This window comes from Pseudomonas sp. B21-047 (assembly GCF_024748775.1).
Lineage (GTDB): Bacteria > Pseudomonadota > Gammaproteobacteria > Pseudomonadales > Pseudomonadaceae > Aquipseudomonas > Aquipseudomonas capeferrum.
The window spans coordinates 3213077-3233893 of sequence record NZ_CP087169.1; the positions used below are offsets into that span (position 1 = coordinate 3213077).

A 20817-nucleotide genomic window follows, 5' to 3' on the forward strand; every position below is an offset into this window, starting at 1 on the left:
CCTTTATGGGTTTCATCAATCCCCCCAGGTCGAAAGCGCCCAGGCCAATCCCGACGGTTGACCGCAATAACCCTAACCCATCCTGATTTTTGCTATCAACCGAACTTCAGGACCATGGTCGAGGCAGGATGATTCGGCTAGATTGCACCACCGCACTGCAGATCGATGAGGAACTGGATGTCTATCGAAATCATTGGCCCCAAAAAATACAAATTCCAGGATCGTGTATGTCTGCTTTTGGCACTGCAGCACGCACAGAGCGCACACGCGCAATTGGAAATCGAACCGCGCGGTGGCGAAGATGCGCAATTGGTTTTTGACGATGGCTTGAGTCGCAATGTCGTTGAAATTCAGGTCAAAGGAGCGAAAGCAAAAGTCACTGTTGATGACCTCGCGGATTGGCTTGCCCATTTCCCGGCACACGAGGCCGAGGATCCTTTGATTGCACGTCTGGTCAACATCCCTACCCAAAACGTCATGATGATAGCTTCTGGCCGCTGTGATGATGCCACATCTACTTATGTGGCCGATCTTGGCGATCCGATTGCCCCTTGGCCAGCGACTCGAATCAAGAAGCCAGACCTTGCAAATATCCGAAAAGGTTTAGCGTCTTATGAAGTGCCCCTCGATGGGGATAGTCCTCTGCAACAACAGCGCAGAAAGGCCATCGGCACCCTCTTCTCTCTGCTGAAGGATCCAGCGCTGCGTCAAGCCGTACGACGTGTACGCATAATCGAGCGGCTGGACGAAAGCACGGTGCAGCAAATGTCTGAAAGTCTTCTCCAGTCTGTTCACGGAGTCGTTCCTGACCTTATCGCCAGGACGTTGACAGCCCTGGAGACCATCATCTTCGACGCGAAAGGCACCGGCGCCGATGTGCTGCCAGCGATCCGGACGCAAATACGGGCAGCCAGACCCGACGAACGCCTGGCTCCCGCTGGCTACATAGCCCGAGGAGATGAGGAAGACCTAAAACTCAAACTAACCACGCAAAAAGTACTGCTCCTCGCGGGTCGGCCACGCATCGGTAAGACCATGACATCGCGGCAACTTGCGGGTGACTTTGAACAAATGGGGTTCATCGTCAAAGTTGCCGAAAGCGTCCAATCGGCTCAACGGTACTTGATGGATCCGGTGAACGAGAATCGCCTTGCCGTTGTGGATGATCCTTTTGGCGGTGCGCACGCCACTGACGATGCCGCCCGAGAGCTCGCTCTCCTTGAGCAATTGCTAGGGTCGATCGGCGCAGACCGAAGGCTTATCGTAGTCCAAGCGCAGGACCGGTTGCTAGAGGTCACGCGCAAGAAGTCCGTCGATGAGATGGAAACACGCGGCGTGAAGTGGATAGAGCTTGGCCATCTGGACTGCGCTTTTTTATCAAATGTCTGGATGCAGGCCTGCACAACCTACTCCGTCCCAAAATGGCTGAGTGACTGTGTCCAATCCGCGCTCTCCACTTCGACACTCGATCTCGAACCCGGCTGCCTGCTTTATCTTGCTACAAACCACCATAAATTGTCGGCGGGTGCAACGCTGCCTGAGATAACTCGGCTCGCGCGAGAAGATGCTCAGACGCTCGGCCGAGCCTTAAAGGCGGAGGGGCTTGCCCCTCTTATCACCGCCTTGGCCATCTCGACCACACCCGACCTGCCGGTTTCCCCTACAGAGCTGGCATTCGCGATGGGTGCTGGCGGGCCTGATCGTCCTGGCAAAAGTACCGTCATTGGCAAGTCAATTTCCATGGGGGCCCAGACGACACGGGGCAGGCGTCCTGAGCCCCATTACGATCCATTACCGGAACTCGCTTCTGGCACGGATATATTGGTCGAAATTCTGGAGTCGCGCCGGATTGTGGAAATTCGAGCAGGCGGCTTGTATGCGTTTACCCATCCATTCTACCGAGCGGGTTCTGAGTCTCTGATTGACGGTGCTACTGCGCGCGCAGAAAAAAGTGCTCTCGATACAGTGGGCCGCACCCTGCTGAGCCTATCACCGGAAAGCTCCGATGCGGCCGCTAGGAATCTTTCATGGCTCTACGATCGACTTGATACCCCGGATGGTCGCGCGGCGGTGATTGAAATCGCAATCGATGGCCTAAGCTCGATCTTCCCAAGAACACGCGATGACTGTTTTGGCTTCTTGGTGAAGCGACTTACGCAGTTGCCTTCCGAAACGCAAAGTCACATCTCCAAATGGGTTTCAGCTGTCACCTATTTTGATATTGACGATGTGGAATGGTTTAACGGGCAGCCCCGCATCCCAGCTGGGAGCATGGGGGGGACCATAGAAGTCGACATGTTCGCCAAAGAAAGGCCCTGGAAGGAGATCAAGGATGTTGTTCAAGCGCTCGACAACGCCGAAGCCACTGTCATTTCGCCGGAGCAAGCCGCAGCTGCGCTTACACACTTAAGGCGTCATCCGAAAAAAATGACGCCCAGCTCTGCAGGACGCCTCCTCAGCTATGACGTCGCGTTGATCCGAGCGCCAGCTGCCGCTGCGTGGATTTCTGTACCCCGTGCGGATGACGATGATCTGCTGGATCGTATATTCGGAGAAGAACACCCAGCTGTCGCGACTGAGGTGCTCAAGTCGGCCTTGGATGTTTGGGGTGACTGCGAGCCAGAAAGGCGCCGCAAGCTCCAAAGTGGTCTGGTAGCGATGGCAGGCTCTCCAATTGCTGCTTTAGCGTTCATCGAGCGCCTTGTGCTTTTCGACCGTATCGAGGAAACCGGCGACACCCCCCCTTGGGAACTGTTCAGCGAGTTGATGAGCCAGGTCATGAAAGCGCTACCTACCGGCGCCGTCTTTCGCGAAGCCCGCCTTTACAACGTGCTGTCTGAAGGACTGGGGCATATACCAAATGAAGCGCTCATGCGAATCGCGGATCACTGGATTGATTTGCTGCACAACAGTGTCAAAAATCGCCGACTCAGCGACTACATGCTAGGTGTGACAGATATCCTGATTAAAGGTACAGCTTCCGAACTCTCATCACGTTCAGGCCGCGTGCAAAGGCTGTTGGAATTACCGGGTACCAGCGCTCGTATCCGTGTTGTCGCCGACCTGGTTCAGCGGTGGGACTTGTTGGCACCTGCAGAACAAAATGCGCTGCTGCAGCAACTAGAAACCCCGGCCGAAGACCGTGACTGGCTCCGAGCGACCGCGATCACGCGAAAGTCAGTTCCTCCTGAAATACTGACACTCATCCTCCCAGGGGAAGGATTGGTTGCGCTGAGTTCACTGCCGGCAATCCTGAATACCCCAACGGCGCTGCTGAATGCCGCTGTGCACGTGTACACAGGGTGGCATCCAGAGGTTCAGTATATTGGAGTCTACGGTGGGCCGGATAAGATCTGGCGTCCTGTCGTAGCGCATTTCGCTCAACAAGCCAACCATCCGCTGTTTGAGGTTTGCTGGGGAACTATGCTTTCGTCAGATGACACTGTTGAGCTCTCGGAGGCGATCAAAGCCCTGGGTGCTAAACATGCTCCGCGCCTATTTGACATCATGCTGGCTCGGAATATAAAGACCACGGGCGACTTTCTGCCGAAGGCATGGCAATCGCTCTTTGAGGTCGCAGCAGATGAACAACTCACCGCACAGTGGATCGGCCTAATGGCCAATGCTGCTCCTTGGGTCCTGGACGAACTTACAGAGGTCGATGAGTGGATCCCCAGAGCATTCATAAAGCAGTTTCTGAAGCATATGGAACCAGATATGGGGCTCATGCGGCTCACGCATATGCTGTCTACACTGTCAAACGGGGCCGAGGACTCTGATGACGTCGCCCCCGTTTATGCATCAACATTGGTCGATATGTTGAGGATGCTTCTTGAGGCACAGCCACCTCGGCACTGGGGCACCTGCGGATACATCGACCGGAGGGTCAGGAAGTTACACTTAGGCAGCGGAGAGCTGCTGACGGAGATTGAAGCCTTGCGGCGCAAACTGCTCAATGAGCGCGAGCCCCGTAGCTACCCAACATACCCGCCGCTCGATGGATGGGTTGCGGCATCGGTGACCGGATAAATCTGAAGCTGAATGATCAAGCTGCCCCTAAGCCATCACGGCCTAGGGCTAACGTTCCCAAAGATCAAGGCAGACCTCTTGCAAATCACATCGCTCAGTCCACAGGCTCGCGAATAGTTTCGGTGGACACATTTTTGATTGTGTCTGCCACTTGCACGGCCTCAAGCATCGTCTGACCAAGGTCTACGACCCCGGGACCAATGGCCAGGTCGAGCGCATGAACCTTACGATCTAAGAAGCAACGATCAACGCCTTCCGCTATCCCGACTCCGCTGCGCTGAAGGTGCACGTGCTGGCATTCATGATGGCCTACAACTTCGCCAGGCACCTCAATGCATTGCGATGGTGCACTCCCTTCAAGGTGACCTGTGAGGCCTGGACGAAAAACCCAGAGCGATTGATTACCAATTCGCACCATCTAATTCCGGCACAGTACAGTCGACCGGGGAGTGAATATCGTGATCACCTACCCGGAACCGGTCAAAACTGACTTGGACCTGTTGAAGTTCCCCACAATCATCTTCATGCAGTCGGGATGGAGCGTGTACACGCTGCAACAGGCCGCCCGTCGTACGGGGCGATTTGGTCAAACGCAAGCGACTCGCATCATCTTCTTGGGCTACGCTGGCACATCGCAGATAATCTGCATGCAGTTGATGGCTAGAAGATCATGGTGTCCGAGAGTACGTCGGGAGAAATGCCAGACTCTGGCTTGGACGTGCCGCATCAGGACGGCAACTCGGTTGAGTTGGCATTGGCCCGGCAATTGGGTTCGGTCTGAATCTGACGTTTCCTCTCCCCCGAACTAAGACCTGCAACGCCCCTCGGGACAATCTTGTTTGCCCAGGCGCAGCGTCGAACCCTGAAAACCCCGGAGGGATCACAGTTAGCTGCACTGGCCAGAGACTTCGCTCCTACGACGCGATACTATTTGGGGCAAAGAACTTGCGTTTAATAGGGAGGTTGATAGTGACCAAAAGGGACGATTTCAAAGCAGCCACAAAAACAGCCCTTGCCCGTCGGGCTGCACATTTTTGCTCCAATCCGCGTTGCCTCAAGCTCACCATCGGACCGCACTCTGACCCAACTAAAGCTCTAACTTCTGGACACGCCGCACATATTCATGCGGCCTCCGAACTGGGCCCCCGCTACAAGGCCTCGCAGACTGTCGTAGAGCGGACGTCCATCGAAAACGGCCTGTGGCTTTGCAGGGAGTGTGGAGTCATCGTCGATGGCGACGAGGATGCTTACGAAGCTGACCTGCTCCGAAAATGGAAGATTGACCACGAAGCCATGGTGTCGGAGGTGCGCACCGAAGGGTACTCTCGCAGCCTGGCATTGCTTCAATCTGGACGCATGGAACCGCAGATTGCGAAGGAAATCGTCTCCGCCATGACGGATCGGCGGTCGTTGTGGGCCACATTCGATGCCGAATGTCCCGACCACGTCCGAGAATCACTTGATGAACTGCGCAGGCGATTTGTCGCCATTCGGGGAAAGCTCGTTGACGGAACAGCACTCGACGGCATTCTGCTATCGCTTACTAAGACGATTCTGGTTTTCTTCAATGCGATGAAGTCTGTTGACCTCAGAACGCTACGATGCAGTTCGGCTGACCCCGAGTGGCAGCATTTTAGTGACGCCCTGGCAGCACTCAGGAAATCCATCGGACTGCAGATAGCTAACCTAGCAGAAGCCTATGACATTGCTTTGTGCGAGGACCTCAGGAGTTTTGCACCAGCCAGAAGCTAGTTGTTCTGCAGAGCAGCGACACTCTGATACAGGCGCGCGACTCACACCCAGATTGCGCCAAGCCGGTGGCTTATAGGCATGGATTAAGGAGGATGCAGTTCAGAAACACATACGCCCCCTTAAAGCCCACCCGGGAGATCTCGTGGACACCAGGTAAACCGGCAAAGTGCTATCTTGCACAATTGTCATGGAGTGAGTGCCAGAGTGAACGACTACGATTTTTCGCGACTCAACGACAAAGAATTCGAGGTGCTGTGCACCGACCTCATCGGTGCCTCTGAGGGTGTTCGATTTGAGCGCTTTAAGCCTGGTCGTGACCAAGGCGTGGATGGGCGTTACTTCAGCCCGAATGGCGGCGAATGGATCCTCCAGGCCAAGCACTGGGCTGCTACGCCCTTTTCGAAACTGGTTGCCCATTTGCGCACATCGGAGGCGCCCAAGGTCGCCGCGCTTAAGCCCGATCACTACATTCTCGTGGTATCCCATCCGCTGTCGAGGTCGACCAAGGATGAGCTGACGGAGGCTCTTGGCGCCTCCTGCCCTGTAAGCGTCTATGGCAAAGAGGATCTGAATGATTTGCTTGCCCGCCATCCAAGAGTTGAGCAAAGGCACTTCAAGCTCTGGATTAGCAGCGCTACGGTGCTTGTTCACTTGCTGAACAATGCCATCATGGGTCGTAGCGATGCGATGTTGAGCGAAATCGTTGAGAAGTCGAGAATTTTCGTCCAGACCCGAAATTTCAAATGGGCTGTAGATAAGCTGAATCAGCTTGGAACAGTCATTATCACTGGTCAAGCGGGGATCGGAAAAACTACGCTCGCCGAGCAGCTTATCTTGTTCTACGCCAAAAATGGCTTCGAATTCCTCTGCGTCAGCCATGATACTCATGAGGCCGAGCAAGCCTACGTGCCTGATAGGCCGCAGCTGTTCTATTTCGACGATTTCCTAGGAAAAAACTACCTAGAAGCATTGTCCGGGCACGAGGGGAGCCAAATCGTCAATTTCATCAAGCGGATTCATCGTGATCGGGCGACAAAGAAATTTGTACTGACTTCACGATCTACTATTCTAAATCAGGGGCGAATCCTGAACGATGCCTTTGAGAATGGCAACGTTAACCGCAACGAAATGGAGATCAAGCTACAATCACTCTCAAGCCTCGATAAAGCCCACATCCTGTACAACCATATATGGCATTCGGGGCTGAGCCCTGAGCATGTAGAATCATTTTACGTAGATAAGCGTTACCACAGGGTTATTGGACACCGCAATTTTAACCCACGCATCATACAGTTCATCACCGACCCGCAGCGTTTGATCGACATCTCCGCTGAAGCATACTGGAATCACATTGCTAACCTCCTGGATAACCCAACGAGAATTTGGGAGCATCCGTTTGACGCTCAGCTCGACGACTTTGGTCGATTCTTGGTGCTTTTGGTCGCATTTAACGGGAGCGAAATTCTTGAGCAGGATCTTGCTAGAGCCTATGCCGTGGGTCTGCGCATGCCTGAGCATGCGAGCTTTAAGGGCAATCGCGAGTTCGGCTTCGTAATTCGGCATCTCTCAAATTCACTGCTGACGCGCGTGATGGCAGGCGAGAAGCGCTCCTACAAACTCTTTAACCCTTCCCTTGGTGACTTTTTGTTGCACCGATACGCAAAGGATCCGGCGCTGCTCGAAACTTTATTTAAGTGCTTACGCAGCCTAAACACCATCAAAATACTCCAGGACATGACAAGAAACGAAGACATTTCTGGAGAAACGGCGATGGGAATGCGCAGATCACTTTTCGACCATGAGGAAAGTCTTGGCTTTGAGGGCAGTCATCCGGAATACTTGGCGAAGCTTTATATAAGTACCCAAAGAGGCCTTAGCGAATCCGAATTAATCAGGCGCATTGGAAGTGTCACCGCCGTCATCTTGAATAATCCAGTCACTAGGAATTGCGAGAGCTGCCTGGTAACTCTGGTAGATGCGCTGAATGAAGAACTAGCCACACCCGCTACTGTCGAGAGATATGTGCTGGACATCCTCAACTTCGGAGTAGACGAAAAAGATCTGCCGGCCCTGGGCGACTTGATAGGATTACTTGAGCTGAATGACGCAGATGAAGCAACAGAACCATTCACAAGACTGGCTCATCAGTTTATGAGCGACTCACTCGATGAGATGTTCGAAGAGAGCATTGTATTCAGCAAGGGTGAGGACGTAGATGCGGCCAACAAAACCCTTCTCGACATGATTGATGAAAAGTTCACGAGTTGGCAGGTCTCCGCTACCAACTCGATGAGGGATGAGATTGTTGACGCCTACGACATTTCCTACCGCATGGAAAATTACTTCAAAGAAGAAGAGAATTACGTATCGCCCCGCGCTGAACAGAGCAGGCTCGAAGCGCTAGATATCGATGATCTGTTCAGCAGAGAGCGGTAGCTTTCGGAAGCATGGTTGATTGGGGCTTTAAGGTAGTTCTCAGGATTTTCTGGGGTAGGTTCAGCGGTGAGGTCTCTCGGAAGTCTGATCGCGGATCGGGTCGAGGTAACGGGACACGAGTGCGATCCATGAACCCCACCTACCGCCAGATGGAGCTTCGATTTACCGTTGCATCTCCGGTGAGCAGTTCCACGGCAGCAGCGCTTCGTAGTCCTCTACCGACGAGGCATGCGGCAACCGCTCCAGTACGTGGCGCAGCCACGTATAGGGCTCTTGGCCGTTGGCCTTCGCGGTCTCGACCAAGCTGTAGATCTGTGCACTAGCCGCAGCACCCTTGGGCGTGTCGCTGAACAACCAGGCCTTGCGCCCGATGACAAACGGCTTTATCGCACGCTCTGCCAGGTTATTGTCGATCGGCAAATGGCCGGCCTCGACATAGCGTTCCAGCCGGCTCCAGTTGTTCGCCAGATACTGCACCGCCTTACCCAGCACGCTTTGCGGTGTGACTTGGGACTGCGTCTTGTCCAGCCAGCTTTTCAACTGGCCGAGGATCGGCAGGCTTCGTTCCTGGCGACCGATGAACCGCTGGTCATCGCTGACATCCTTGAGTTCACGCTCGATGCCATACAGCTTGTTGATCATCGCCAGCGCCACATCGGCACGTCCCGTCTTGCCTTTGGGCTGCACCTTTTGCGCCTCGACAAACTTGCGTCGTGCATGAACCATGCACGCCAACCGTTCGACACCGGGCTGTAATGCCAACGCGTTGTAACCGGCGTAATCATCGGTCATGACATAACCGCGATAGCCCTCCAGCAGGCGCAACGGTACCTCCTGCGCACGGCTGGTGGTGTAGTCGAACAATACGACTTGTCGATCAGGTAAGCCGCTGGCCTGTACCCACATCCAGGACTGGCTGGTCGGGTCGCGATCCGGTTCCTTGAGCACCTGCACCCGCGTTTCATCGCAGTGAATCACCGGGCTTTCCAACAACCGCTCACGCATCAGGTTCAGCAGCGGCTGGAAGTGTTCGCTGCACTGGATTACCCAGCGGGCCAAGGTTTGCCGGGGGATTTCGATGCCATGCCGGGACAGTACGCTTTCAAAACGGTGTAGCGGCAGACCATCGACATACTTGGTGGTCAACAGCATGGCCAGCACGCTGGGGCTGGCCATGCTCTTTTCGATCAGCTGTGCCGGTTTGTCGGCGGTGACCGGCGCCGCTTCACAACCACGGCAGCCGTAGACCTTGCGCACATGTTTGAGCACGCGGATCTGCATCGGCACGATATCGAGCTGCTCGCTGGTTTCCTCGCCAACCACATGTTTGCGGCAACCGCAGGCGCAGGTCAGCTCGTGCTCGGGCAAGTCGTGGATGACTTCGACACGTGGCAGCTCAGCCGACAACGGTTTGCGCTTGCCACGACGTTTGACTGGGGCAACGACTTCTTCGTCCGCATCCTCAACCACGGCCAGCAACGGCTCGCTTTCCGGCTCGTTGAACATTGCCAGTTGCGGCGTATTGGGATCGACCGTCTGCTCGGATTTGCGGTTGAACAGGCGATCACGCAGCAGCTTGATCTGTTCTTTCAGGTCGACGATGTGGGTGGCATAGGCTTCGTTGACTTCCTGCTCGCGCAAGCGTGCTTCGTAGGCCTCAAGCAACATCTGCTTGAGTAGTACGGGATCGTCTGGAAGGTTGTCGGGCAAGGAAATCATGCCCCGGATTATACCGGGTCAGGCAACGAAACGGGGTGTCAGAACCTGATGTGGACGGTTGCGCCAGAGGTCGAAGCCGTCGAGTAACCAGTTAAGTTCCTGGACGGTCAGGACGATGGCTTCGTCGGTGGCGTCGGGGGAAGTTTTGAAACGTTCGGCTTCGAGGCGCTTGAGCCAAAGGCAGAAGCCGTTGCGCTCCCAGTACAACACCTTGATGCGGTTACGGGCTTTATTGAGGAAGACGAAAAGTACGTGTCCGCTCCATGAAGCCCACATTCCAAGCGACTACCTGAAGCCCGATGCTGCGCTCCCGATTTCTTTCTGGAGCCAGTCCGCCATGATGCGTCCCGACAGCAAAGTCGAAAAAGTTTACCTCTACCCCAAGCCTGTGGATTTTCGAAAATCCATCGACGGCCTCACCGCCCTGGTCGAGCTGGACATCAAAGTCGCCGTGTTCGACCCCGTACTTTTCGTCTTCCTCAATAAAGCCCGTAACCGCATCAAGGTGTTGTACTGGGAGCGCAACGGCTTCTGCCTTTGGCTCAAGCGCCTCGAAGCCGAACGTTTCAAAACTTCCCCCGACGCCACCGACGAAGCCATCGTCCTGACCGTCCAGGAACTTAACTGGTTACTCGACGGCTTCGACCTCTGGCGCAACCGTCCACATCAGGTTCTGACACCCCGTTTCGTTGCCTGACCCGGTATAATCCGGGGCATGATTTCCTTGCCCGACAACCTTCCAGACGATCCCGTACTACTCAAGCAGATGTTGCTTGAGGCCTACGAAGCACGCTTGCGCGAGCAGGAAGTCAACGAAGCCTATGCCACCCACATCGTCGACCTGAAAGAACAGATCAAGCTGCTGCGTGATCGCCTGTTCAACCGCAAATCCGAGCAGACGGTCGATCCCAATACGCCGCAACTGGCAATGTTCAACGAGCCGGAAAGCGAGCCGTTGCTGGCCGTGGTTGAGGATGCGGACGAAGAAGTCGTTGCCCCAGTCAAACGTCGTGGCAAGCGCAAACCGTTGTCGGCTGAGCTGCCACGTGTCGAAGTCATCCACGACTTGCCCGAGCACGAGCTGACCTGCGCCTGCGGTTGCCGCAAACATGTGGTTGGCGAGGAAACCAGCGAGCAGCTCGATATCGTGCCGATGCAGATCCGCGTGCTCAAACATGTGCGCAAGGTCTACGGCTGCCGTGGTTGTGAAGCGGCGCCGGTCACCGCCGACAAACCGGCACAGCTGATCGAAAAGAGCATGGCCAGCCCCAGCGTGCTGGCCATGCTGTTGACCACCAAGTATGTCGATGGTCTGCCGCTACACCGTTTTGAAAGCGTACTGTCCCGGCATGGCATCGAAATCCCCCGGCAAACCTTGGCCCGCTGGGTAATCCAGTGCAGCGAACACTTCCAGCCGCTGCTGAACCTGATGCGTGAGCGGTTGTTGGAAAGCCCGGTGATTCACTGCGATGAAACGCGGGTGCAGGTGCTCAAGGAACCGGATCGCGACCCGACCAGCCAGTCCTGGATGTGGGTACAGGCCAGCGGCTTACCTGATCGACAAGTCGTATTGTTCGACTACACCACCAGCCGTGCGCAGGAGGTACCGTTGCGCCTGCTGGAGGGCTATCGCGGTTATGTCATGACCGATGATTACGCCGGTTACAACGCGTTGGCATTACAGCCCGGTGTCGAACGGTTGGCGTGCATGGTTCATGCACGACGCAAGTTTGTCGAGGCGCAAAAGGTGCAGCCCAAAGGCAAGACGGGACGTGCCGATGTGGCGCTGGCGATGATCAACAAGCTGTATGGCATCGAGCGTGAACTCAAGGATGTCAGCGATGACCAGCGGTTCATCGGTCGCCAGGAACGAAGCCTGCCGATCCTCGGCCAGTTGAAAAGCTGGCTGGACAAGACGCAGTCCCAAGTCACACCGCAAAGCGTGCTGGGCAAGGCGGTGCACTATCTAGCGAACAACTGGAGTCGGTTGGAGCGCTACGTCGAGGCCGGCCATTTGCCGATCGACAATAACCTGGCAGAGCGTGCGATAAAGCCGTTTGTCATCGGGCGCAAGGCCTGGTTGTTCAGCGACACGCCCAAGGGTGCTGCGGCCAGTGCACAGATCTACAGCCTGGTCGAGACCGCGAAGGCCAACGGCCAAGAGCCCTATACGTGGCTGCGCCACGTACTGGAGCGGTTGCCGCATGCCTCGTCGGTAGAGGACTACGAAGCGCTGCTGCCGTGGAACTGCTCACCGGAGATGCAACGGTAAATCGAAGCTCCATCTGGCGGTAGGTGGGGTTCATGGATCGCACTCAAAAGTACGGGGTCGAACACGGCGACTTTGATGTCCAGCTCGACCAGGGCGGTGAGGCCGTCGATGGATTTTCGAAAATCCACAGGCTTGGGGTAGAGGTAAACTTTTTCGACTTTGCTGTCGGGACGCATCATGGCGGACTGGCTCCAGAAAGAAATCGGGAGCGCAGCATCGGGCTTCAGGTAGTCGCTTGGAATGTGGGCTTCATGGAGCGGACACAACGGGACAAGCCCGTTACCCTCCCACACCGTCGGACGTGCGGTTTTCCACATCCGGCGGTTGGATATCTCAGCGCTGCACTGAGGCGAAATCCTGCACAGTCAGCCGAGGAATCAGGCCGAAAAGTATGAGTGTTACTTACGAAACACTACACTAGATCGGAATGCCATACTCGCGGAAAATCGCCTCGCTTGCTGCCCTATATGGTTGTCGCTTGTCTAAGTGAGCCCGAGCGTCCATTAGAAGATTTGCAGAAAGGTTTAGCCATTTCTCTCTACGTGTGATGTCGTCCGTATCCTCGGCTATCTCGGCGGCCTCAAGGGCGCGTTCGATGGCGGCTCTGATCATGAGTTGCTTGACAGCCCGTTGTTCGACAAGGTCATGGCGTAAGAGACCGAAGACCTCTATCGAGGTTTCGCCTTTGGGGCTGGGGTTTCCTGCTGCATCGGCTACTGCCCGTACCAACCCGTCATTTAGAAACTCGAGGTGTTGGTCGGGATAGTCATCACAGGGGTTGAGTAACAACGGTTGCTCGTTCACGTTGAGAGCGGTATGGCTACGCCATCGGTGTGCTTCGTCCACTACGGGAAATAGATTGGCTTTTCCTGAGAACGCTTGATTGGGTACCGCAAACTCCTTGGAACGTTTGCGATTACAATCGATGCAGGATGGCAACAGATTGCTCCACTCTGCGGCTAACCAATAATACCCTGGCTTGGTAAGTTGGCCGTTGATGACTACGGCACCTTTGGGACGAAAATGCTCAATATCCTCGGGGGAGCCTGCTGCGTAGTTGAACTCGCAGTAAGCGCATTTCTTATTGAACATCTCGCGTAGAGTGAGAACGACATCAGGCTCTCTATACGCTTTAAACTTTGTTTTTCTACCTGCCGCTTGCGCGACAAGTGCGGCTGCTCGCTCTCGGCTGCCTTTTGAATCAGGACCATTCAAGCTGGGTGGGCATTCCGCCCTTTCTACCCTGATCATAAGGGTGACTCCCTGTCCGTTCCCAGCTGTGGGGGAGGTACCGTGTCAGGCTCATCCAGGGTTGCCCATAGCTGTTGCAGACGATGTTTGGCTCCCAACTTTATTTGTTCCGGTAACGCCTGCCGTCTGGCCCTTCGTTCAGCAATATATGCATCGGCTGCTTCGAAAACCAGCCGTTCACGTTCTGTCAAACCTAACTGGCGGCCTGATTCAAGCTCTTCACGGAGTTCCTCAAGGCGCAATTCATCTGCGACAGTTCGCTCCCTTGAGGCAAGCAGTTGATAGTACTCCTCAAACAGGGTATCGATTTCGAGATCTTCGGCCGAGTTCAGGCCAAAGAAGTCAGAGGTCAGCAATTGGCCCACTGTCATATTTCGAGGGGACGGCAGATCGTCGGTTTCTGCGGTTATGACCTTCACTGCGCCACTCAGTGTTCGTTTCAACACTGCTACTTCATCTCGTTCTATACCCCGTAGTGTCAGTGGCTCGTGGCTTGTGGCGATGAATTGCAGGCGAGGGAAGACTTCCCGTAGACGTTGGATAATGCGCATTTTCCACCGCGGATGGAGATGGGCATCAATCTCATCGATCAACACGATCCCTTCAGCGGAGGCCGCATCTTGCCAGCCCCGTCGCAGCACGCTCATGATGTCTAATGCCAACGCAAGTACAGCCTGGTAGCCGCTACTAAGTGCCTCCAGGGTATCGATCACTCCGGCGGACTTTACAACGATTTCGTTATTGTAACGAAAGAACTGAGCACCATCCGGACGAGGTAGGAGGGCGGACAGTGCACGTGCTATCCGGTCGAATTCTTGATCATCCGTGTCGTAAAGCCAAGGGCGACCGTTACTTAGACGTTCGAGCGGGTTGAAGAGATTGGCAATGTGAACGGATGCGCGAGGCAGGTCCTTGTTTTTATGCGGTGTCAATAACCGAGTTGCGCCATATGCCAAGACCATCACTTTGGGCTCAGGCGGATCAATGGTGATGCTGTTATTTGCTGCGTTAAGCGTCATGACGATGGGTCTGGAGAAGCTAGACAATTGCACGCTGACTGTACCGGTTTCGCAGCCGCTGCGTAGCAGGTCAGACGCTTTGATATCGAGATCGTCAACGGCATCCTGTCCCGCCAGTGCGCAAGCAAGGGCTTGAAGGGTTGTGCTCTTACCAGTGCCATTTTCGCCCAGCAACACTAACCACGTCCCTGATCCTCCTGCTCCCAGTGAGGTCTGTAGGCTTACGTTTTCGCATGACCGGATATTGGTCAACTGGAAGTGTTCGATAAAACGGCTTTTACGGTAGAAGTCATTCGATATTCGCTCTTCCAATACAGAAAAAGACTCCATCCCCACAGTTGCATTAGTAAGACGCTCTGCCGCTAGCTTCAAGTCATCCAGACTTGCAACAAGACTCCCAGTCACTGCGCCCCGGTGGTGCTGCAGTTGTTGTAGTAGCTTGCTCGTTTGCGGACCAGCAGGAGCCTCCTCAGCGGCCCATGTAGCTACGAACTGTCTGCGCATGGCGGCATACGGACTGTCATCCGTAATCATTGCGCTCAGTAGGTCATCCACCAAATAGGGCGAATCGAAGGCTATCTTTTGTACCGATAAAATCCGTTTCAGGTTTTCTAGATCACGACGGCGTGCGTGCACCAACGCCTCTCGATTGAGCCCGAGTACATCGATCGTCGCCGAGCCCTGAAAGTCGTCACTTGTGACACGACCATCCTCTAGAAAAAGTAGGAACGAAGACGGTTCATCTTCGCAAGGGTCGAACAGTAGCCTTTCTTCTTCAGTCAAGCCTAGGCTGGTCGGATATGGCCCAGCACGCAGTCCTTCGACGGGGAAGCGCGACCCTTTTAAGGTGTTGCAGGGAGAGCAGGCGAGCAGGTAATTCGACCAGTCATACGCTAGCCACCAATAGCAGTCGTCGTCTACAGAACCGTCCAGATTGCTGGCACTCTGTCGGGGGCGAAACAGCTCTATTTCAGGTTTCTCGACCGGGGTCTCACAGTAGGCGCACTTGCTAGGGAAGCATTCGGCCAGCGCCTTTCGTATGCCACTGTTTAACTGCGCTGCGTACTTCTGAAACTCAAAGCGTTTCTGCCTCCGTTGTTCTCGGGGTTGGGAGAAAAAATCGGCAGCTTCCTTTCGCAGCATGTTAGCGCGTTCGGAATTTAGGATATCCGGGACGGGACCCCGCTTTAATCGGATCATTTTTCTTCCTTTATCTTGGGGGCACAACACCAAATTTTGCGGAGTTTGTGTTGTGCCCGCGCCGTTGTACGAGAACAGTGGCTCGTTAATTGTGTCATTTTGCCACTAAAAGAAGCGTTTAGGGGGGCAGCGCAGATTCGATGCAATGCATCACGCTGAACCGTTAGAGCGTCATGCACTCCGCCATGAGATCGTGTCTCAGGAAGTGGTGTAACTCATCTTGCCGCGCTATTGAGCGCCTTCCCCCGCCTATGCTTGATCAGCAGAAAGCCAAGACTGACAGAGTAAGGACTTTCCTTACCATTCAATCAATACATCCAAGAGAACGCTCTTGCCTGCCATCCATGAAATCGTCACCCTGACCTCAAAAGGATAGATAACCCTAACCAAATCCCTTCGCCAGTTGCTAGGCCTTGATACAGGCGGCAAGATCGTATTCGACTTGCGTGGCGGTGAATTCGTGGTCAGCCGCTTAGAAGCCATCCACGAAGACCCTGCCATCGGTGCATTCCTGGGTTTGCTGGAGGCAGATATCCGAAGCGGACGCAACCCCACCACCCTGCCGGAAGACTTGGCGCAAACCATGCTCGCCAACGCAGACCATCCTGTAAACCTGGACGAAGAGATCGACGGTGAGGTCGCGATCTGATGGTGCGACATGGCTGGACACTGCTGTTCCACGAAGGTGTGACGTTACAGCTACGCAAATTGCAAGAAGCCGCCGTCCGGGCCGAGCAGAACGACCCGCAGGTTTTTGAAAGCAACGCCAACGTCAAGCTGTTTAGGGCATTGAGCCACCTGATCTTGGAGGCTGTGCCTACCGACCCGGGCCGTGATGAGTTCCGCCAAGGCAACACGCTGGGCACCGCCTACCGACATTGGCGCCGCGCAAAAATCGGCAGGCGCTTTCGGCTGTTCTTTCGCTACGACTCAAGGTCCAAGGTCATCGTCTACGGATGGGTCAACGACGAAAATACCCTACGGTCCGCAGGCAGCAAATCCAATCCCTACGCCGTATTCGAGAAGATGCTGGGTCGCGGCAACCCTCCTGATGACTGGGATGCGCTAATTGCTGCGACGCTTAGCGACTGGGACAAGCCAGAAGCATAAGCGGCACGCTTTGGCGAGTGATAGCACGTTCAACACCGCCCCTCGGCGCATCCACTATCGTCCACTCGTAACCACTGCCCAAAGGGGTACTTCTGGGGGTACAAATTGAATTTCTCACTCATAACTTGTTGATTAGCATGGATGTTCAAATGTTCTTTGGCGATCCGGACAGTCTTTGATCAGAACGCCATGAAGGCAACAGTCCGGCCGGACAACTGCCATGGCACTCGCCGACGCGATAAGCCGAGACAGCGAACACAGCGAACGGCCGTGACACAGCACCACGCCCTACCACAGCGCATGGAGTGGGACCTTCTTGGTTGGACTGATGTCCATCTCTGCCCATGCTTTCGCCACAACCCTCCCCCCCATATCGTCAGCCAGTGCCCTGACGGTGTCACGGGACACAGTACAAATCATGCCCAGCGACATGCCCGGACAACATTGCGGCGTAGGTGGCCGCTCCAGATCGAAGTTGGAAAGTCAATAACGGCAACCGCAAGACTTGTCATCTCCGACTATGGTACACGCCAATGACACCTATTACTGCGCTATACGCAGAGGCTGACGGGAGTTGTTTTCATGGCTACTCGGAATAATGAGTCCTCTACTTTTGACATCTTGAAGATGTGCGATACAAGGGTGCGGTGCAAAAGGATACTAGAGGAACATTTTGTAACGAAACCCAATGCACTCCGACGATTTTTCCTACAACTCAGTCGCCACCTTTAAACAGATCGATCACCGCCTCCAATGAGCGAAACTATGAATCGGATTTCGGTTCGAGGCGAGACGCTTAGGCGCTGAAGCCGCCAGCACCGCCCCAGGATTAGATAATTCAAGGACAGTTGCCTTTGACGCGACTATTGACAGCTCGATTTACTTATCCGAAATAAATGCTTGACATCAAAATTGGGTTTTGGCCATATTTAATCGCACTGAGCACCGGCTACTGACCTACTACAACTGTGGTCAACGACTGAAACTCAGGTCAGTTTCTTCACTGCGCCCCCATACGGATACCCGAGGCAGCGCTCGACGTATTCGCAAAGACAACTTTTATCGAGCTTGAACCAAGCAAACGGAAGGTTTATGTCTAATTTGAAGAACCAATACATCAATACTGCCAGGACGGTCGAAATTGGTAATCCCTCCTGGCAACTTGCGCAGAACTCAGGGCTCACCGACTTGAGCGTCAGGCATGTCGAGCGCAACCGCATGGTCGATCTGAACGGGCACTCGTTCATGAACATGTGCTCCTGTTCCTATCTCGGGCTGGAGATCGATCCGCGTCTGGCCAGACGCGCGGCAGACTATGTGCTCTACGACGTGGGCGGCAAGCAATCGCTGGAGGATGCCTATAGTGCGTTTTCGCAAGTCAAGGTGATGTACCCGGACATCGTGGGTGATCTGCTTCAACGCTGTACCAGCGTAAAAGCCAAGCGTCTGTTCCTCAAATGGGGACGCGAATGCGGTCAGCTCAACGTCGATACGGTGCTGAGTCAGTACCGTATTCCGGTGGGCAGTAACAGCCGTTGGATCACCCGGCTCAAGGACGGATCGATGTTGTCTTTGAAACCCTACGGATAGGGGTGCCAAGCGCTATGAAGCATATTTTGCTGCTTGATGTGGGTAACCAGTTTTACCGCGAGTTTGCCTTGGCCTCCCTGGCGCGTCAGGCGCCGGTGATCCTGGTGGGCAAGAGCCTGCCCGAATGGGCCGAGCGCTACGTCGCTCACTGGGTAGACATCGATCCGGAACAGATTGACGAGATTGCCACCCAGGTCGAAACACTCGGTATCGACTTGCTCCTGATTGTCACCTACTACGAATTCTACGTCGAGGCGGTGGCCTTGCTGTCCGCTCGCTTCGGGTTGCGCGGCAATACGCTGGATACCGCCCGGGTGAGCCGGGACAAACGCCTGATGCGCGAAGCGTTCGCCCGGCACGGCGTGTCTTCTCCCGCCTCATTGCTCGCCCTGACGGATGCGGAGATTGTCGCGGCCGCACGGGCAATCGGTTTCCCGGTGGTCATCAAGCCAAGAAAACTGGCAGGCAGCATCGGCGTGGTGCTGGCGGACACCGAGCAGGCACTGCTCGCGGCTATCGCGGCCAGGCACGCTAGCGAAAAACAGGTACGTACCAGCAGCGCGATCATGGACGAGACATTGGTGGAAGCCTATGTCGATGGCCCGGAAATCAGTATCGAAAGTGTGGTGGCCCAAGGCCGCGTCAATATTGTTGCCGTGACGCAGAAACGTCTCGGTCCGGCACCTTACTTCGAGGAGGTTGGTCACCTGGTCTCTTTCGAGCCGGGTGGGCAGGATCTGCCGCCGGCGGTTGCGGCCTTGGTGGTTGCCGCCCATCAGGCGCTGGCGGTGCAGTGGGGAATCACCCATACGGAAATCCGCCTGGGCAAGGATGGTGCGAAGGTCATTGAACTTGCGACCCGGGCCGGTGGTGATCAGATCCTGAAGCTGGTAGAGCTGGCCAGCGGCCTGGATCTGTTCAAGCTGCTGGTGGACAGTTTCCGGGATGTACCGCTGGACCTGCGACCGACGCGCCACCGGGTGGCCGCCATCGACTTCATCTACCCGCCCCACGCGGGGGTATTGGTCAAGGTGCATGCCGCACTGCCCGCACTGCCCGCAGGCGTCAGGTCGCAATTGGTCGTCGAGGCCGCCTCCGGCCGCACCTTGAAGCTGCCGCCGGATGCCTTTCTTGATCGAGCTGCGTTCATCATCACCCAGGCAGATACGGCGCACGAATGCCGTGCAGCGAGCACTGCGCGCGTTCGTGACACCGAGGTGATCCTCAAGTGAACAAGCTCTTCAAGGACGCGGGGCTGACGACGGCGATGCGCAACATCATCCTGCTTCGTCTGCTTTTCGTCATGGCGAACGCGTTGGGGCCATTCGCAGCGCTGTTTTTCAACCGTCACTACCATCTCGATGGCTCGGCAGTGGCGCTGGTGATAACGCTGGTATCGGCGTTCTACTTGACGGGCAACTTGTTGGGTGGGGCCTTGGCCAGTCGCTGCTCCTTTCGCTCACTGTTACTGGGCACATCATTGTGCTCGTCGGTCTTTCTGCTGCTCGCGATGGTGTTCAACACGCCGACCACGTCCATTGCCATGGTGCTGATGTTCATGCTATGCGCAGGCGTGATCACGCCAGTGTTCAGCATGCTGACCTCGCTGGCGGCGGACGATGGCAACCGCATTGCATCCTTCGGCTACCTTCACCTGGCCAGCAACCTGGGCGCCGCGCTGCTGTTTGTCATCGGTGGGTATCTGCTCGGCCTGCATAGTCATTACCTGATGGTATTCGCCGCCGGCGTCAGCATTGCGTGTTTCCTTGCGAGTGTTTTCCTGGTGCTGCCTGAGCGACAGGTTCATACGCCACAGGCACGACGCAGAATCTTGCGCAACATGGTCGACATACCGAGGATCGTGATCGTCGCCGGCGCAATGTTTTTCGCTTTGTCGGTGTTGGATGCGCAGCGTGAGTATCAGCTACCGTTGTGGCTCGATGTAATAGCCGTTGACCGTGCCGCGAGCATCTTCGCTGCCGTGGGGATCGTCAACGCGTTGCTGGTCATCCTGATCACGCAGCCTCTGATCGCGCTAACCTCTCGATTCAGCACGCTCGCCAACCTGGCCGCGGCAGGAATCTTCTACGGTATCGGATTTGGCGCCTACGCGTTTTTCGAGCATACCGCGTTGATTCTGACGTTCGTTTTCTTCTGGACGATGGGTGAGATTCTCGGCATCACCCATATCACCACGTTGATTTCCCAAAAGACATCATTGCAAACCCAGGCCAGCCTCTTTTCGCTGATTCCCATCCTGCTCGCGCTCGCCAGAATGGTCTCGGTGGGATTGGGCGCCTCGTTGAACTCCAGCGCTGGGTTCACGCTGAGCTGGAGCCTCTACGGACTGCTGGGTCTGCTGCTCGGAGGCGTCTGCTGGTTGTGGGGCCGGGAAGCCAAGGCTCCACAGGTTTCTTCACCACGAAGAAGTTGAGCCAG

Annotated in this window: 15 protein-coding genes and 1 pseudogene; 11 read left to right on the plus strand and 5 right to left on the minus strand. The window is 55.3% G+C overall.

From position 1 onward, the window contains the following. Positions 1-177: 177 nt before the first annotated feature. The 4 genes and pseudogenes from LOY26_RS14525 (at position 178) to LOY26_RS14545 (ending at position 8217) form a co-directional block, all read left to right on the plus strand. Positions 178-4029 (plus strand): hypothetical protein, encoded by a 3852-nt coding sequence (locus LOY26_RS14525; protein ID WP_258713689.1) that lies wholly within the window; start codon positions 178-180, stop codon positions 4027-4029. 437 nt (positions 4030-4466) lie between these two features. After that, positions 4467-4810: pseudogene (locus LOY26_RS14535) on the plus strand (DEAD/DEAH box helicase); the annotation flags it as partial. A gap of 188 nt (positions 4811-4998) precedes the next feature. After that, complete coding sequence (locus LOY26_RS14540; RefSeq protein ID WP_258713690.1) at positions 4999-5781, plus strand: hypothetical protein; 783 nt, start codon at positions 4999-5001, stop codon at positions 5779-5781. Positions 5782-5985: 204 nt separating this feature from the next. Beyond that, positions 5986-8217 carry a restriction endonuclease gene (locus tag LOY26_RS14545; protein ID WP_258713691.1) on the plus strand — a complete coding sequence of 744 codons (2232 nt, stop codon included), beginning with the start codon at positions 5986-5988 and terminating at the stop codon, positions 8215-8217. A 162-nt stretch (positions 8218-8379) separates the two neighbouring features. Here the strand turns inward: LOY26_RS14545 and tnpC (LOY26_RS14550) are convergent, their stop codons facing one another. Together tnpC (LOY26_RS14550) and tnpB (LOY26_RS14555) are read right to left on the minus strand one after the other, a co-directional pair. After that, positions 8380-9936 (minus strand): IS66 family transposase, encoded by a 1557-nt coding sequence (gene tnpC / locus LOY26_RS14550; RefSeq protein ID WP_258713692.1) that lies wholly within the window; start codon positions 9934-9936, stop codon positions 8380-8382. An 18-nt stretch (positions 9937-9954) separates the two neighbouring features. Continuing rightward, positions 9955-10212 (minus strand): IS66 family insertion sequence element accessory protein TnpB, encoded by a 258-nt coding sequence (gene tnpB / locus LOY26_RS14555; protein WP_258713693.1) that lies wholly within the window; start codon positions 10210-10212, stop codon positions 9955-9957. Between the two features lie 61 nt (positions 10213-10273). On the opposite strand from tnpB (LOY26_RS14555), the gene tnpB (LOY26_RS14560) reads away from it, so the two are divergent. Continuing rightward, a complete protein-coding gene (gene tnpB / locus LOY26_RS14560; protein ID WP_009687920.1) occupies positions 10274-10633 on the plus strand; it encodes an IS66 family insertion sequence element accessory protein TnpB in 360 nt (119 codons plus the stop codon). An 18-nt stretch (positions 10634-10651) separates the two neighbouring features. Further along, positions 10652-12208, plus strand: coding sequence for an IS66 family transposase (tnpC, locus tag LOY26_RS14565; protein ID WP_258713694.1), 1557 nt, complete (start codon positions 10652-10654; stop codon positions 12206-12208). Here the strand turns inward: tnpC (LOY26_RS14565) and LOY26_RS14570 are convergent. The 3 genes from LOY26_RS14570 to LOY26_RS14580 form a co-directional block, all read right to left on the minus strand. Continuing rightward, positions 12160-12387, minus strand: a complete 228-nt coding sequence (locus LOY26_RS14570) for a hypothetical protein (protein WP_258713695.1) — start codon at positions 12385-12387, stop codon at positions 12160-12162. The genes tnpC (LOY26_RS14565) and LOY26_RS14570 overlap by 49 nt on opposite strands. Before the next feature lie 238 nt (positions 12388-12625). Further along, on the minus strand, positions 12626-13459 hold the full coding sequence (locus LOY26_RS14575) for a hypothetical protein (protein ID WP_258713696.1): 834 nt from the start codon (positions 13457-13459) through the stop codon (positions 12626-12628). Beyond that, positions 13456-15621: an AAA family ATPase gene (locus LOY26_RS14580; RefSeq protein ID WP_258713697.1), complete on the minus strand. Its 2166-nt coding sequence runs from the start codon at positions 15619-15621 to the stop codon at positions 13456-13458. Before LOY26_RS14580 ends, LOY26_RS14575 begins: the two co-directional genes overlap by 4 nt. A gap of 433 nt (positions 15622-16054) precedes the next feature. On the opposite strand from LOY26_RS14580, the gene LOY26_RS14585 reads away from it, so the two are divergent. From LOY26_RS14585 to LOY26_RS14605, 5 genes are all read left to right on the plus strand, one after another. Continuing rightward, positions 16055-16327 carry a type II toxin-antitoxin system PrlF family antitoxin gene (locus LOY26_RS14585; RefSeq protein ID WP_258714910.1) on the plus strand — a complete coding sequence of 91 codons (273 nt, stop codon included), beginning with the start codon at positions 16055-16057 and terminating at the stop codon, positions 16325-16327. Then, a complete protein-coding gene (locus LOY26_RS14590) occupies positions 16327-16788 on the plus strand; it encodes a type II toxin-antitoxin system YhaV family toxin (protein ID WP_258713698.1) in 462 nt (153 codons plus the stop codon). The genes LOY26_RS14585 and LOY26_RS14590 overlap by 1 nt, the downstream gene beginning before the upstream one ends. 1092 nt (positions 16789-17880) lie before the next feature. After that, complete coding sequence (locus tag LOY26_RS14595; RefSeq protein ID WP_050506071.1) at positions 17881-18378, plus strand: type IV toxin-antitoxin system AbiEi family antitoxin domain-containing protein; 498 nt, start codon at positions 17881-17883, stop codon at positions 18376-18378. Positions 18379-18392: 14 nt separating this feature from the next. Then, positions 18393-19610 (plus strand): ATP-grasp domain-containing protein, encoded by a 1218-nt coding sequence (locus tag LOY26_RS14600; RefSeq protein ID WP_258713699.1) that lies wholly within the window; start codon positions 18393-18395, stop codon positions 19608-19610. After that, positions 19607-20812: an MFS transporter gene (locus tag LOY26_RS14605; protein WP_258713700.1), complete on the plus strand. Its 1206-nt coding sequence runs from the start codon at positions 19607-19609 to the stop codon at positions 20810-20812. The genes LOY26_RS14600 and LOY26_RS14605 overlap by 4 nt, the downstream gene beginning before the upstream one ends. The last annotated feature ends 5 nt before the right edge of the window (positions 20813-20817 follow it).